General features: G+C 71.8%; 15 protein-coding genes. 2 read left to right on the forward strand and 13 right to left on the reverse strand.

Going from position 1 to position 14,060, the window contains the following annotated elements; translation table 11 throughout:
* Positions 1-3 precede the first annotated feature (3 nt).
* The 4 genes from QMK24_RS16915 to aroH all read right to left on the reverse strand — a co-directional run bounded on the left by QMK24_RS16915 (position 4) and on the right by aroH (position 2,970).
* Complete coding sequence (locus QMK24_RS16915; RefSeq protein WP_283466886.1) at positions 4-699, reverse strand: lysophospholipid acyltransferase family protein; 696 nt, start codon at positions 697-699, stop codon at positions 4-6.
* A complete protein-coding gene (gene cmk / locus QMK24_RS16920) occupies positions 657-1,334 on the reverse strand; it encodes a (d)CMP kinase (RefSeq protein WP_349307852.1) in 678 nt (225 codons plus the stop codon). The genes QMK24_RS16915 and cmk overlap by 43 nt, the downstream gene beginning before the upstream one ends.
* 191 nt (positions 1,335-1,525) lie before the next feature.
* Positions 1,526-2,611, reverse strand: coding sequence for a prephenate dehydrogenase (locus QMK24_RS16925; protein WP_283466888.1), 1,086 nt, complete (start codon positions 2,609-2,611; stop codon positions 1,526-1,528).
* On the reverse strand, positions 2,608-2,970 hold the full coding sequence (gene aroH / locus QMK24_RS16930; protein WP_283466889.1) for a chorismate mutase: 363 nt from the start codon (positions 2,968-2,970) through the stop codon (positions 2,608-2,610). Before aroH ends, QMK24_RS16925 begins: the two co-directional genes overlap by 4 nt.
* 198 nt (positions 2,971-3,168) lie before the next feature.
* On the opposite strand from aroH, the gene QMK24_RS16935 reads away from it, so the two are divergent.
* Positions 3,169-3,531: a DUF952 domain-containing protein gene (locus QMK24_RS16935; RefSeq protein ID WP_283466890.1), complete on the forward strand. Its 363-nt coding sequence runs from the start codon at positions 3,169-3,171 to the stop codon at positions 3,529-3,531.
* 41 nt (positions 3,532-3,572) lie between these two features.
* Positions 3,573-4,289 (forward strand): nucleotidyltransferase domain-containing protein, encoded by a 717-nt coding sequence (locus QMK24_RS16940; RefSeq protein WP_283466891.1) that lies wholly within the window; start codon positions 3,573-3,575, stop codon positions 4,287-4,289.
* On the opposite strand, the gene QMK24_RS16945 is transcribed toward QMK24_RS16940, so the two are convergent.
* The 9 genes from QMK24_RS16945 to QMK24_RS16985 all read right to left on the reverse strand — a co-directional run.
* Positions 4,254-5,273 (reverse strand): ADP-ribosylglycohydrolase family protein, encoded by a 1,020-nt coding sequence (locus QMK24_RS16945; RefSeq protein ID WP_283466892.1) that lies wholly within the window; start codon positions 5,271-5,273, stop codon positions 4,254-4,256. The two genes, QMK24_RS16940 and QMK24_RS16945, sit on opposite strands and share 36 nt — an antisense overlap.
* On the reverse strand, positions 5,270-6,052 hold the full coding sequence (locus QMK24_RS16950; protein ID WP_283466893.1) for a nucleotidyltransferase domain-containing protein: 783 nt from the start codon (positions 6,050-6,052) through the stop codon (positions 5,270-5,272). Before QMK24_RS16950 ends, QMK24_RS16945 begins: the two co-directional genes overlap by 4 nt.
* Before the next feature lie 167 nt (positions 6,053-6,219).
* The gene (locus tag QMK24_RS16955; protein WP_283466894.1) at positions 6,220-7,398 is read right to left on the reverse strand and encodes a pseudouridine synthase; all 1,179 of its coding nucleotides are present in this window, start codon (positions 7,396-7,398) and stop codon (positions 6,220-6,222) included.
* Entirely contained in the window at positions 7,398-8,060 is a 663-nt protein-coding gene (gene scpB / locus QMK24_RS16960; RefSeq protein ID WP_283466896.1) for an SMC-Scp complex subunit ScpB, read from the reverse strand. Before scpB ends, QMK24_RS16955 begins: the two co-directional genes overlap by 1 nt.
* Positions 8,060-9,163, reverse strand: a complete 1,104-nt coding sequence (locus tag QMK24_RS16965) for a segregation and condensation protein A (protein WP_283466898.1) — start codon at positions 9,161-9,163, stop codon at positions 8,060-8,062. The genes scpB and QMK24_RS16965 overlap by 1 nt, the downstream gene beginning before the upstream one ends.
* Positions 9,164-9,267: 104 nt before the next feature.
* Positions 9,268-9,819 carry a hypothetical protein gene (locus QMK24_RS16970; protein WP_283466899.1) on the reverse strand — a complete coding sequence of 184 codons (552 nt, stop codon included), beginning with the start codon at positions 9,817-9,819 and terminating at the stop codon, positions 9,268-9,270.
* Entirely contained in the window at positions 9,804-10,877 is a 1,074-nt protein-coding gene (locus QMK24_RS16975) for a ParA family protein (protein ID WP_283466900.1), read from the reverse strand. Before QMK24_RS16975 ends, QMK24_RS16970 begins: the two co-directional genes overlap by 16 nt.
* 363 nt (positions 10,878-11,240) lie before the next feature.
* The gene (ald, locus tag QMK24_RS16980; RefSeq protein WP_283466923.1) at positions 11,241-12,356 is read right to left on the reverse strand and encodes an alanine dehydrogenase; all 1,116 of its coding nucleotides are present in this window, start codon (positions 12,354-12,356) and stop codon (positions 11,241-11,243) included.
* A gap of 230 nt (positions 12,357-12,586) precedes the next feature.
* Positions 12,587-14,060: tetratricopeptide repeat protein (locus QMK24_RS16985; protein ID WP_283466903.1), on the reverse strand; the 1,474-nt coding region annotated here is incomplete at its 5' end.

The following is a 14,060-nucleotide window of genomic DNA, read 5'->3' on the forward strand; positions in this document are numbered from 1 at the left end:
GGTTCAGCGGCCTGTGGCTTGCTTGGCGTGGGCCAGGTGCGCGGTGAGGTGCTCCTGGATGCGCGACGTGGCGGCGTCCATCGCCGTACGGGTGCGTCGGCCGCTTCCGTCACCCGCTTCGAACGGGTCCCCGAAAACGATGTCGACCCGGCTGCGCAGCGGTGGCAGTCCGGCTATCACCCGTCCCTGGCGGGCGCTGCCCAGGACGGCGACCGGTACGACGGGCGCGCCGGAGCGCACCGCGAAGTACGCGAGTCCGGAGCGCAGCTCCGCGAAGTCGCCCGCACCGCGGGTGCCCTCCGGGAAGATCCCGAGCACTCCACCGCGCGCCAGAACGCCGAGCGCGGCGGCTATCGCGGTGCGGTCGGCGCTCTCCCGGTCGACGGCGAGCTGGCCGATGCCGCGCAGGAACGGGTCCAGCGGTCCGATGAACGCTTCCTTCTTGACCAGGAAGTGCACGGGACGCGGGGAGGTGCCGATGATCATCGGCCCGTCCACGTTGTGGGAGTGGTTGCCCGCGAGAATGACCGGCCCGTGGGCGGGCACCCGCCAGGAACCGAGGACGCGGGGCCGCCACAGGCCGTTCATCAGGCCGATGCCGATGCGGCGGCCGACCGCCGCTCCGCGCGGGCCGGGCGCCGTCGGGTGCTGAGACGTCACCGAGCCGCCCGCTTCTCCTCGATCAGGGTGACGATGCACTCGATGACCTGGTCGAGGGTGAGGTCGGTGGTGTCCACCTCTATGGCGTCGTCCGCCTTGGCGAGCGGCGAGGTCTTGCGGCCGGAGTCGGCGGCGTCCCGCTTGACCAGGGCGGCCTGGGTCGCCCCCACCGTCTGCGAGCCCTTGAGCTCGCCGCTGCGGCGGGACGCGCGGGCCTCGGCGGAGGCGGTCAGAAAGATCTTGAGGGTGGCGTCGGGCAGCACCGTGGTGCCGATGTCGCGGCCCTCCACGACGATGCCGCCCGGCGCGGAGGCGGCGGCCGCGCGCTGCAGCCCGACCAGCCGGGTGCGCACTTCGGGCACCGCGCTGACGGCGCTGACCGCGGCGGTGACCTCCTGGGTGCGGATCGGCCCTGAGGCGTCCTCGCCGTCCACGGTGATGGTCGGGCCGACGGGTTCCGTGCCGGACACGATGACGGGCTTGGTGGCGGCATTGGCCACGGCCTCGTTGTCGCGCACATCCACACCGTTGCTCAGCATCCACCAGGTGATCGCCCGGTACTGGGCGCCGGTGTCGAGGTAGCTGAGGCCGAGCTTGGCCGCGACGGCTTTGGAGGTGCTGGACTTACCCGTGCCCGAGGGGCCGTCGATGGCGACGATCACCGGAGTTTCCACAGCGCGAGGGCCTTCCTTGGGCACGGTTACGGGGTAGGGGCGGCCGAGCTGACGCCGGATGCCATCCCATAAGGTTACCGGCCGGGCACCAGCGCATGTACCACAGCCGTTGTCCCCGGCCGTTTCCGGTCGCCCGCGAACCGCTCCCGAACCGCTCCCGAACCGGCCGCGGGACCGTTCGCCCGGCCGGCTCACGGCCGGATGGACCAGCCCCGTTCACGCAGCGCGGCCGTCAGGCCCGGCGCGGCCGCCGGCTCGACCATGAGCTGGATGAGACCGGCCTGCTGGCCCGTCGAGTGCTCGATGCGCACGTCCTCGATGTTCACGCCGGCCGCGCCCGCGTCGGCGAAGATCCGGGCCAGTTCGCCCGGCTGGTCGCCGATGAGGACCGCGACGATCTCGTAGGTCTTGGGTGCCGTCCCGTGCTTGCCGGGGACCCGGTCCCGGCCGGCGTTGCCGCGCAGCAGGATGTCCTCGATGCCGTCGGCGCCGGTACGGCGCTCGTCCTTGTCGGCGGACTGCAGCCCGCGCAGCGCCTCGACGGCCTGGGTCAGGTCGGTGGCGACCTCGGCGAGCACATCGGCCACCGGGCCGGGGTTGGCGGCCAGGATGTCCATCCACATGCCGGGTTCAGAACCGGCGATACGGGTGACGTCCCGGATGCCCTGTCCGCACAGCCGTACGGCGGTGTCCTCGGCGTGCTGGAGGCGGGCCGCGACCATGCTGGAGACCAGCTGCGGGGTGTGCGAGACGAGCGCGACGGCGCGGTCGTGCTCGTCGGCGTCCATCACCACGGGCACGGCGCGGCACAGGGCGACCAGTTCCAGGGCGAGGTTGAGCACCTCGGTCTCGGTCTCCCGGGTCGGTGTCAGCACCCAGGGGCGGCCCTCGAAGAGGTCGGCGGTCCCGGCCAGCGGGCCGGAGCGCTCGCGGCCCGCCATCGGGTGGGTACCGATGTAGCGGGACAGGTCGAAGCCGAGCGCCTGCAGGTCACGGCGCGGACCGGCCTTGACGCTGGCCACGTCGAGGTAACCGCGGGCCAGGCCGCGGCGCTGCGCGTCGGCCAGGATGCGCGCCACATGCGCGGGCGGTACGGCGACGATCGCGAGGTCGACCGGGCCCTCGGGGGCCACGGTGCTGCCCGCCCCGAGCGAGGCCGCGGTGCGCGCGGCGGACGGGTCGTGGTCCTCCAGGTACACCTCGACGCCGCGGGAGACGAGGGCGAGCGCGGCGGAGGTGCCCATCAGGCCGGTCCCGATGACCAGGGCGGTCCTCACTGGGCGATGTCCTTGCGGAGTGCGGCGGCCGCGCCGAGGTAGACGTGCGCGATCTCGCTCCTGGGCAGCGTGGTCTCGATGTGCGCGAGGATGCGGACCACGCGCGGCATGGCGCCTTCGATGTCCAGTTCCTGGGCGCAGACCAGCGGCACATCGACGATGCCGAGCTTGCGCGCGGCCACCGCGGGGAAGTCGCTGTGCAGATCCGGGGTCGCGGTGAAGATCACGCTGATCAGGTCGTCCACTTCGAGCCGGTTGCGGTCCAGGAGAGCGGTGAGCAGCTCGGACACCTGTCCGCGCATGTGCTCCGCCTCGTCCCGCTCCAGCTGGACGGCTCCGCGGACCGCTCGTACCGCCACGTCACTGCTCCCTCATGCCTCGCATCCGAACCCGGTAAGCCTAACCAAGCGCTCGGGCGCACTGCTGCGGCGACCGCCCTGCGAGACGGGCGGCCGGGGGGCTTGCCGCGTCTCTCCCTGGGACGGACATGGCCAATGTCTCCCATGGCGGATGCCCCCGCCACTTGGACGACACCGCCGTCCGGTACAACACTGCACATGATCCTTCACCTGGTCCCGCTGGACGCCTGGCTCCGTGAACCCGACCGCCCGTACGCGCCCGCATCCCTCGCCGAGGACGGCTTCGTGCACTGCTCCCCTGACGAACCGGTCACCCTGGCCGTGGCCGACGCGTTCTACCGGGACACGTCGGGCCCGCTGATGGCACTGCTCATCGACGAGACGGAGCTGGACCACCCGGTGCGCTGGGAGGCCGCGGACCCGGCGCCGCCGCCGGGCGTCGCGGCGGGCACCCTCTTTCCCCACGTGTACGGCCGGATCAACCGCGCGGCGGTGACCGGGATGCTGGAGGTCGAACGGGACGGGGAGGGCCGCCCGGTGCGGCTCACACCGTGGTCCTGACGCCCGGCCGTCAGCGCGGCATGCCCGGTCATCATCGCGACATGCCCGGACACGATCTCGTACGCCGCCACACCGTCTACTCCTGTGTCATGGGCTCCCGCGCCTTCGGCCTCGCCACCGACGGCAGCGACACCGACCGCCGGGGCGTGTACGTGGCACCGACCGCGCTCTTCTGGCGTTTCACCAAGCCCCCGACCCATGTCGAGGGTCCTGGCGAAGAACAGTTCTCATGGGAACTGGAGCGCTTCTGCGAGCTGGCGCTGCGCGCCAACCCCAACCTCCTCGAATGCCTCCACTCCCCCCTCGTGGAGCACCTCGACGACACCGGCCGCGAGCTGCTCGGCCTGCGCGACGCCTTCTTGTCGCGGCAGGTGCACGCCACCTTCAGCGGCTATGCCGCCCAGCAGCTGCACAAGATCGAAGCCGATATCCGGAACCATGGCGCGCCGCGCTGGAAGCACGCCATGCACCTGCTGCGGCTGTTGATCAGCGCCCGTGACGTACTGCGCACGGGCGAGCTGCGGATCGACGTCGGCGAGCACCGGGAGCGGCTGCTCACCGTCAAGCGCGGCGAGGTCTCCTGGGACGAGGCGCGGGCCTGGATGACGGCCCTGCACGACGCGGCGGACGCCGCGGCGGCGCGTTCGCCGCTGCCGTCCGAGCCCGACCGGGCACGTGTCGAGGATTTCCTGGTGCGGGTGCGCCGCGCCTCGGCCGGTGCTTCAGACCCCGTCCCACAAGGCCCCGAGCTCCAGTAGCTCCTCGCGGTACTCGATCCGTCCCGCCCACGCCGCCGGCCAGGCGGCCGCCCCGAGGTGGGCGCCCGCGAAGGCACCGGCCAGGCAGGCGATGGAGTCCGAGTCCCCCGAGGTGCAGGCCGCCCGCCGCAGGACGGTGACCGGCTCGTCGGGAAACAGCAGGAAGCACAGCAGCCCGGTGGCGAGCGCCTCCTCGGCGATCCAGCCCGCTCCCGTGGCCAGACAGGGGTCCGCCTCCGGGTCGGGGTCGCGCAGCGCCGCCTCCAGCCGGTCCAGCACGGCCAGGCAGTCGTCCCAGCCGCGCTCGATGAAGCTCGTCGGCAGGGGGTCCTGCGCGTACGTCCACAGGTCGTCCAGCCAGCGGTGGTGGTAGACGGAGCGGTTCGCCGTGGCGTACCCGCGCAGCAGGCCGACCAGTTCGTCCGGCCGGGCGCCCTGCGCGAGGAGGAACACGGCGTGCGCGGTGAGGTCGCTCGCGGCGAGCGCGGTGGGATGCCCGTGGGTCAGCGCCGACTGCAGCTGCGCGGCGCCCGCGCGGGTCTCCTCGTCGAGCCCCGGCACCAGACCGACCGGCGCGACCCGCATATTTGCGCCACAGCCCTTGGAGCCGGTCTGGCTCGCGTCCTGCCAGACGCGCCCCTCATGGCTGAGCCGCTCGCAGGCCACCAGGCAGGTCCGGCCGGGCGCCCGGTTGTTCTCCGGCGACCGCCACCACTCGACGTACTCCTCGCGGACCGGCCGCGCCATCCGCAGCGGTGCCAGCGGCCCGCGCTCCATCGCGGTGCGCAAGCCGCGCCCGAGCGCGAGCGTCATCTGGGTGTCGTCGGTGACGATCGCGGGCCAGAGCAGCCCCATCTCCCGCCACGGGCCCATCTTCTTCAGGATGGACGGCACATCGTTGAACTCGGTCGGGAACCCGAGCGCGTCCCCGAGGGCGAGCCCGATCAGCGCGCCGGTCGCCGGGCGCAGCACGCCGCCGCTCACGCCGCCACCCGCGTCCGGACCACGAGGTCGTGCAGAGCGTCGTACGCGGTGTTCTCGTCCGGCAGCCGGGAGACGGCCTGCGCCTCGTCCAGGGCGGTGTGCAGCGCCTCGACGTCCCGGGCGGCGCGCGCGATGCCCATGCCCGTCGCCAGCCCGTGTTCGGCCATCGCCTTGGCCTCGATCAGGTCGGCGACGTAGGCGGGAGCGGTGACCTGGCCGAGCAGTGCCGGCAGATGGGCCTCGACACCGCCGCCGCGCATCAGATGGATACCGGTGAGCAGCGCGCGGAAGGTGTAGAGCAGCGGCTTGAGCTCGCCGGTCTTCTCGTACAGCCGCCACTGGGTCGCCGCGAAGCCGCGGTAGTGGTGGGCGTGCTGACGGGTGATGACACCGGGCGCCAGGGCGGTGAGCTCGCCGTGCACCGCGCTGGTGTGCACGGTCAGCGGGGAGAGCAGCTGCTCCAGTACGTAGCCGTTGCGGCGCAGCATCAGCCGGCAGAACTTCAGCAGGTCGTGGGTGACCAGGTCCAGCTCCAGGCCGTCCCGGTCCCACATCCTCGTCTGCGTCTCCTCGCCCTCCCGCAGTCCGATGAGATCGGACAGGGGGAGGAGGTGCACACCGCGCAGATCGACGTCCGAGTCGCGGGACGGGAATCCGTACAGGTGCGCGCCGGAGACGGTGACGAAGAGCAGTGGCTGGCCCTGTCCGGTGAGCTCGGCGAGGACCGGGCGCAGGTCGGGCAGGCCCGCGGCGCTCAGGCGGTCGGCGTGGATGGTCATGGTCACCATCCTCGCCGGACCGCGGCCCGCCGGGCCAGTGCTTTCGGCGCCAGGTCCCGCCGGGACCGGCCCGGCCGGCCGGACCGGGCCGAGACGGGCCGGGCCGAGCGGACTGAGCGGGCCGGGCCGAGCGGACTGAGCGGGCCGGGCTGGGCGGACCGACCGGTTTAGAGGTCGACCTCGCCCATCAGCATGCCGACCTCGGTGTTGGTGAGGCGGCGCAGCCAGCCGGACTTCTGGTCGCCGAGCGGGATCGGCCCGAAGCTGGTGCGGACCAGCCGGTCGACCGGGAAGCCGGCCTCGGACAGCATCCGGCGCACGATGTGCTTGCGGCCCTCGTGGAGGGTCACCTCGACGAGGTAGTTCTTGCCGAGGTTCTCCACGACGCGGAAGTGGTCGGCGCGCGCCAGACCGTCCTCCAGCTCGATGCCGTCCTTGAGCTTCTTGCCGAGGTCACGCGGCAGCGGGCCCTGGATCGCGGCCAGGTAGGTCTTCTTGACGCCGTACCGCGGGTGGGTCAGGCGGTGAGCCAGCTCTCCGTGGTTGGTGAGCAGGATCAGGCCCTCCGTCTCGGTGTCGAGGCGGCCGACGTGGAAGAGCCGGGTCTCACGGTTGGTGACGTAGTCGCCGAGGCACTGGCGGCCGTCGGGGTCCTCCATGGTGGAGACGACGCCGGCCGGCTTGTTCAGCGCGAAGAAGAGATGCGACTGGGTGGCGACCGTCAGGCCGTCGACCTTGATCTCGTCCTTCTCCGGGTCGACGCGCATGCCCTGCTCGACGACGATCTTGCCGTTGACCTCGACCCGGTGCTGGTGGATGAGGTCCTCGCACGCACGGCGCGATCCCATACCGGCGCGGGCGAGGATCTTCTGCAGCCGCTCGCCCTCCTGGTCGTTGCCGAATGTCTTCGGAGTCTTGATCTCCGGCTTGTTCTCGTAGCGGGAGCGGTTGCGCTCCTCGATCTTGGCTTCGAGCTCGCGCGACTTGGCCGGGATCGGCTTGCGGCCGAGGTTGCCGGTCGCGCGGTAGCGCGGCTTCGCGGCAGGCACGCCGCCGGGCCGGTTCGCGCCCGACTGTCCGGTGTTCCCGACGTCGTAACGGCGCTCCTCGGGGCGGGGGCTCTGCGCGCGCTTCTCCTCGTCGCGCTGCTGGCCGCTGCCCGAGGTGCGGGGCGTGCTGCCACCACCGCGCGGGTAGCCGCCGCCGCGGGATCCGCCACCGCTGCTGCCGCCGGCGCTGCCGCCACGGGAGCCGCCGCCGCTACCGCTGCCACCGCCCGCGCCGCCGCGCGGGTTGCCGCCACGGGGGTTCCGGTTGCCGCCGCTGTTCCTGTCGCTGCTTCGCATCAAAGTTCCGTCGTCGAGTGAGTCGTCGTATCTGCATCGTCCGGTGCATCCGGGTCGAACGACGGAGCCCCTTCCAAGGAGTCCGCCTCGACGGCGTCCGCCTCCGGCAGGAAGGGGGCAAGCTCGGGTAGCTCGTCCAGGCCTCGCAGGCCCATCCGTTCCAGAAAGTAGTTCGTCGTCCTGTACAGGATCGCACCTGTTTCGGGTTCCGTCCCACCCTCCTCCACCAGACCGCGCTGCAGGAGGGTCCGCATCACACCGTCGCAGTTGACTCCGCGCACCGCTGAAACCCGCGATCGGCTGACCGGCTGGCGGTACGCGACGACCGCCAGCGTCTCCAGCGCGGCCTGGGTGAGCCGGGCCTGCTGACCGTCCAGAACGAACTTCTCCACGACCGGCGCGAACGCCGGCCGGGTGTAGAAACGCCAGCCGCCGGCGACCAGCCGCAGGTCGAAGCCCCTGCCCTGCACGGTGTAGTCGTCGGACAGCTCGCGCAGGGCGTCGGCGACCGCGCGCCGCGGCCGCTGCAGCACCGTCGCCAGCTGCTCCTCGGTGGCCGGCTCGTCCACGACCATCAGGACGGCCTCGAGCGCGGGCTTCAGGCCGAGGCCCGCGACCTCGGCGGAGAGCGTGCCGGCCGGAGCCGCGGCGTCGTCCGTCATTATTCTTTGCCCTCCGGGTCGAATTCGTCGGTGACGAGCCGCTGCGCGGTGTCGATGCCCCGCCCGCCGCCCGTCCAGCGCACCAGCAGCGAGCCGAGCGCCTCCTCCTGGTCCAGCGCGACCACCTTCTCCCGGTAGAGCTCCAGGAGGGCGAGGAAGCGCGCGACCACGGTCAGCGTGTCCGGGGCGTCCGCCGCGAGGTCGGCGAAGGTGGTCTCCCCCAGCTCGAGCAGCCGGGCCACCACCAGCTCGCCCTGTTCCTGGACGCTGACCAGCGGGGCGTGGATGTGATCGGTGTATATCTGCGGCTTGGGCTTGGGCTGCATCGCCTTCACGGCCAGCTTCGCGAACCGCTCGGGGCCGACGCTGAAGACCACCTCCGGCAGCAGGTCCGCATGGTGCGGCTCCAGCCCGACGGTGCGGGGGTGATGCAGGGCCTCCGCCTCCAGGCGCTCGGCGAAGATCGCCGCGATCTTCTTGTACGCCCGGTACTGCAGCAGCCGCGCGAAGAGCAGGTCACGCGCTTCCAGCAACGCCAGGTCCGCCTCGTCCTCGACCTCCGCGGACGGCAGCAGCCGGGCCGCCTTCAGGTCGAGGAGGGTCGCCGCGACGACGAGGAACTCGGTGGCCTGGTCGAGATCCCAGTCGGGCCCCATGGCCCGGATGTGCGCCATGAACTCATTGCTGACCTTGGACAGTGCGACCTCGGTCACGTCCATCCGGTGTTTCGAGATCAGCTGCAGCAGCAGATCGAACGGCCCCTCGAAGTTCACCAGCCGCACGGTGAACCTGCCGTCGGGCGAAGCCCCGGTCTCAGCGGCTTCGGGCGCGGATGCGGCAGGCACGGGTGCGGATGCGGCAGGCGAGGGTGCGGATGCGGCAGGCGAGGGCACGGGCACGGCAGGAACGACGACCGGCTCACGGGGCGCGGGCACCTCGGGAGCGGGCACCTCGGGCACCGGATCCGCCCGCACGGGATCCGCCGGCGCCGCGATCGTCCCGGGCACCCCGGGCGGTTCCGGCGCCGGTGCCGCCGGGCGGCCCGGCCCCTGGCCGAGGGCTCGGCGAGGTGGCTGGGGGGCGTCGTCGTCGGTGATCGGCATCGCTGTCCATCGCGCGGGGTCGGCGGGGGCGGCCCCCTGGCAGGGAGCCTACTGAGCCGCCCCCTGCGCCGTCGCCCGGGCCACGCCGACCACCGCCCGGTGGATCAGCGGCCCCGGAGGCGGCGGACCAGGATGCTCGCGTCCCCGCGCGACTCCAGGTCCGCCAGCACCACGGCGACCGCCTCGCGGACGATCCGGCCGCGGTCGATCGCCAGGCCGTGTTCCCCGCGCAGCACGAGCCGCGCGTGTTCGAGATCCATCAACTCCTCGGCGGAGACATAGACGGTGATCTTCTCGTCGTGCCGTTCACGGCCGCTGGGGCGCGGCCGCTGCTGTTTGCGGCGCGTCTGCTGGACGGGCAGCGGGGCCGCGGCCGGCTGGCCGGCGGCCTGCGGACGACGGCCCTGCGGGATCCCCTCACGGCCGCTGTGCTCGGCCGGGGCGCCGTCCTGGCCGGCGCCGGCGGGCGCTGTGCCCGTCTGCGCGTCGTTCTCGTCCGCCGGGCTGTCAGGTACCGGACGCAGCCGCCCATCGCCCTGTGGGGCCTTCTGGGCGTCCCCATTGGCGTGCTTACGGGGCTGGGAGGCCTGTAGCCCCATGCCCCCTGTGGTGCGGAAGAGTTCGTCCGCACCCGGGAGACTCACTCGGCGTGACACCGGGCGAGCACCTCCCTGGCGAGCTGACGGTAAGCGGCGGCGCCAACGGAGTTGGACGCGTACGTGGTGATCGGCTCACCGGCGACGGTGGTCTCCGGGAAGCGCACGGTACGGCCGATGACGGTGTGGAACACGTGCTCGTCGAAGGCCTCGACCACGCGGGCGAGCACCTCACGGCTGTGCACCGTACGGGAGTCGTACATCGTGGCGAGGATGCCGTCGAGTTCGAGTTCGGGGTTGAGCCGCTCCCGGACCTTCTCGATCGTCTCGGTCAGCAGAGCGACACCGCGCAGCGCGAAGAATTCGCACTCCAGCGGCACGATCACCGAGTGCGCGGCGGTGAGCGCGTTGACGGTCAGCAGGCCGAGCGAGGGCTGGCAGTCGATGACGATGTAGTCGTAGTCCGCCATCAGCGGCTTGAGCGCCCGCTGCAGGGTCGACTCGCGCGCCACCTCGCTGACCAGTTGGACCTCGGCCGCCGACAAGTCGATATTGCTCGGTAGCAGGTCCATACCGGGCACCGCGGTCTTCAGCAGTACCTCGTCCGCCGCCAAGCCGCGTTCCATCAGCAGGTTGTAGACGGTGATGTCGAGTTCCATCGGGTTGACGCCGAGCCCGACCGAGAGCGCGCCCTGCGGATCGAAGTCGACGAGCAGTACCCGGCGGCCGTACTCGGCGAGCGCGGCACCCAGGTTGATGGTCGAGGTCGTCTTGCCGACCCCGCCCTTCTGGTTGCACATCGCGACGATTTTCGCCGGGCCGTGGTCGGTGAGCGGATTGGGGATCGGGAAGTACGGGAGCGGACGGCCGGTCGGACCGACCCGCTCACGGCGCTGACGGGCAGCGTCCGGGGCGAGTGTGGCCGCGTATTCGGGATCCGGTTCGTACTCCGCGTCTGGGTCGTAGAACTGACCGTCCTGCAGATCGTCCTCGTATGGAGCCATGGCGTGTGTGGGGTGCGTCTCCGTGTTCTTGTCGGCCCGGCGTGCCTCGAAGGTGCGGACCGCGACGGAACCGATGGTCTCGAGCCTGTTGGGGCTCTCGACCTGAACGGTCATTCCTGGTTGACCACCCCCGGGAGCAAATGTCGACTCATTCACAAGTCGTCTTACCTCCTTGGTGACCAGGAAACTTCTCGATAGGTCAGCGTGACAGCATGCCGACGGTTGGCGACTCTATGGCGTGTCAGTGGTTCACAGCAACACAATCCACCGGACACGGCGTGATGTGTCGGCAACCGAACACCCCGCTGTCAAGGGCGTAACCACCTCGCCGCCGATGTTTCAGCGGGGTACGAAACGGTGAAACAACTCGTTCGACGCACTCGGCCGGACCTTGGGTGTCCAAGGCCCGGCCGCTGTCGCCGTGTTGACGTGTAGACGTTTCAGATGCCCGCCAAACGCCGGTCATACGCCCGCTGATCAGCCCAGCAGCGTGTGGAGATCCGTGGCGTCCAGGTCGTGCGCCTCGGCGACGGGACCGTAAACGACCTGTCCCTCATGGGTGTTGAGGCCGAGCGCCAGCGCCGCGTCACGACGGAGCGCCTCGCGCCATCCGCGGTTGGCCAGTTCCACGATGTAGGGCAGCGTGGCATTGGTCAGCGCGTACGTCGAGGTGTTGGGCACCGCGCCCGGCATGTTGGCGACGCAGTAGAAGACCGAGTTGTGGACCTCGAAGGTCGGATCGGCGTGGGTGGTAGGACGCGAGTCCTCGAAGCAACCGCCCTGGTCGATCGCGATGTCGACAAGAACCGATCCCGGCTTCATGCGGGACACCAGCTCGTTGGTGACGAGCTTGGGCGCCTTGGCGCCCGGAATCAGTACCGCGCCGACGACCAGGTCCGCGTCCAGGACGGCCTTCTCCAGCTCGAAGGCGTTGGAGGTAATGGTCTGGACCCGGGTGCCGAAGACCTTGTCGGCCTCGCGCAGCTTGTTGATGTCCTTGTCGAGCAAGGTCACGTGGAAGCCCATGCCCAGCGCGATCGTCGTCGCGTGCCAGCCGGAGACACCGGCGCCGATGACGACGGCCTTGCCGGCCTGCACACCGGGGACGCCGCCGGGCAGCACGCCCCGGCCGCCGACCGAACGCATCAGGTGGTACGCGCCGACCTGCGGGGCGAGCCGGCCGGCCACCTCGGACATCGGAGCGAGCAGCGGCAGCTGGCGGCCAGCGGTCTCGACCGTCTCGTACGCGATGGCCGTGGTGCCGGACTCCAGCAGCGCGTCCGTGCACGCGCGGGACGCGGCCAGGTGGAGGTAGGTGAAGAGCGTCTGGTCCTTGCGGAGGCGGTGGTACTCCTCGGCGATCGGCTCCTTGACCTTCAGGAGCAGGTCGGCGGTGGCCCAGACCTCGTCGGCGGTGCCGAGGATGTTCGCGCCGGCGCCGGTGTACTCGGCGTCGGGGATGGAGGAGCCGAGACCGGCGCCCTGCTCCACGTAGACCTCATGTCCGTGGCGCACGAGCTCATGCACGCCGGCGGGGGTGATGGCCACGCGGAACTCGTTGTTCTTGACCTCGCGGGGGATGCCGACCTTCACGTCGATCACGGTCCTTGCACTCAGTGGAAGACAGGTGTGCTGCAGGAGTCCTGACATGGCGCGAGATAGCGGCACACGTCGGACCTGACCGCGATGTGCGCGGCGGAGCCCAGTCTAGTGAAGGAAGACTCTCTGTCCAGCCTTACAAAGTGATTAGTTTCAGCGAGACCATTGGCAGTTTCGTAGGTAGACGGCGCTGACGCCTTCGGGCTGCAGCTTTTCGGGCCCGCTCAGTCAGGGACCTCACCCGGGCTGAGCAGGCGCTTCGCGGCCGCCCGCTGCAGTCGCGCGCCGCCGGGGTCGCCGAGCCGGTCGAGGGTGTCCGCCATGCGCAGCAGCACCGCTCCCTCCAGCCGCCCGTCCCCGGCCTGCCGGGCCCAGTACAGGGCATCCCTGCAGGTCCGCAGGGCATCCTCCGGGTGTCCCGCGTACTCCTGGACGCGCGCCGCCTCGCTGAGCGCCCGGGCCTGGGCCGGTACGTCCCCCAGCCGCCGGTGGGCGCCCGCGGCGGCCCGCCACTCGCGCAGCGCCGTGCCGTACCGGCCGCCGTAGGTGTGGAGCGCGCCGAGCCGTCCGTGCAGCCGGGCCGCGTGACCGGTCTCCCCGCGGGCCTGCCGCAGGGCGAGCGCCCTGCCGTACCAGTCGGCGGCCCGCTGCGGGTCGTCCAGCTCCAGGTAGGTGCCGGCGATGGACTCCATGGCGCGGCCTTCCGCCTCACCGTCGTCACCCGCACGGGCCTCGCCGAGCGCCACCCGGTAGCGGTCCAGCGCCTGCCGGGTCCTGCCGGCCTCCGCGTCGAGGTCGGCGAGGTTGATCAGCGCCGCCGCCTTCTCGCGGGGCAGCCCGCGGCGGGTCGCCACATCGAGCACGAGAGCGTGCAGCTGGTAGCGCTCCCCCGCTGTCTCGCCGTCGCCCGGGTCCGCTCCCAGCGCCCGCACCAGGTTGGCCACCAACCGCCGTGCCAGGGTGTCGAGTTCACCGTCCGCGACCGCGGTGTGAGCGGCGGCCAGGAGTGCCGGGAGCCGGGCCCGGAGCCAGCCGGCCGCGGCGGCCCGCGACGGGAAGCGCATCGAGCGCGGCAGTCCCTCGAGCGATGCCCGGCCGGGGGCGTCATCGGGCTCCAGGGTGATGCGGCACGACTGCAGGAGCCGTACCGTCCGCTCCAGCATCCGGGCCCTGGCCAGCTGTACCTCGCCCGGCCGGTCCCTCGTTCCCAGCAGCGCCCTCAGCAGCGGTTCCAGGCACCCGGGCACCCGGTACTGCGCCGGCAGCGGCGGTTCCACCGGGTCCGCGTGCAGCAGTCCGTGCGCGGCGAGGTCGTCCAGTGTGCTCTGCGCGGCGGTCACCGAGCAGCCGGCCAGCGCCGAGGCGATGTGCGCGTCCACCAGTCCGGCCGGGGCGAGCGCCAGCAGCCGGAGCATCCGGGCGACGGTGGACGGCAGCGAGTCGTAGACCAGCCGGAAGGCGCGCACCAGCTGGGGCGGCGCGGTGGCGCGCGGCGCGGTATCCGGCTCCACGGCGGCGGAAACGGCGGAGGCGGAGCGGCCGGAGCCGGTGCCGGGGCCGGTGCCGGGTCCGGTACCGGTGCCCTTGCCGAGGCCGGTGCCAGGGGCGTCTGTCTCGCCGCCGTTCACGCGCGCATCCGCGGCGCCGTCGTGGCCGGCGGCGGATTCGCCGGTGCTCGCCGCGGATGCGCGCGTGAAC

It is taken from the genome of Streptomyces sp. PH10-H1, from assembly GCF_030063355.1.
GTDB lineage: Bacteria > Actinomycetota > Actinomycetes > Streptomycetales > Streptomycetaceae > Actinacidiphila.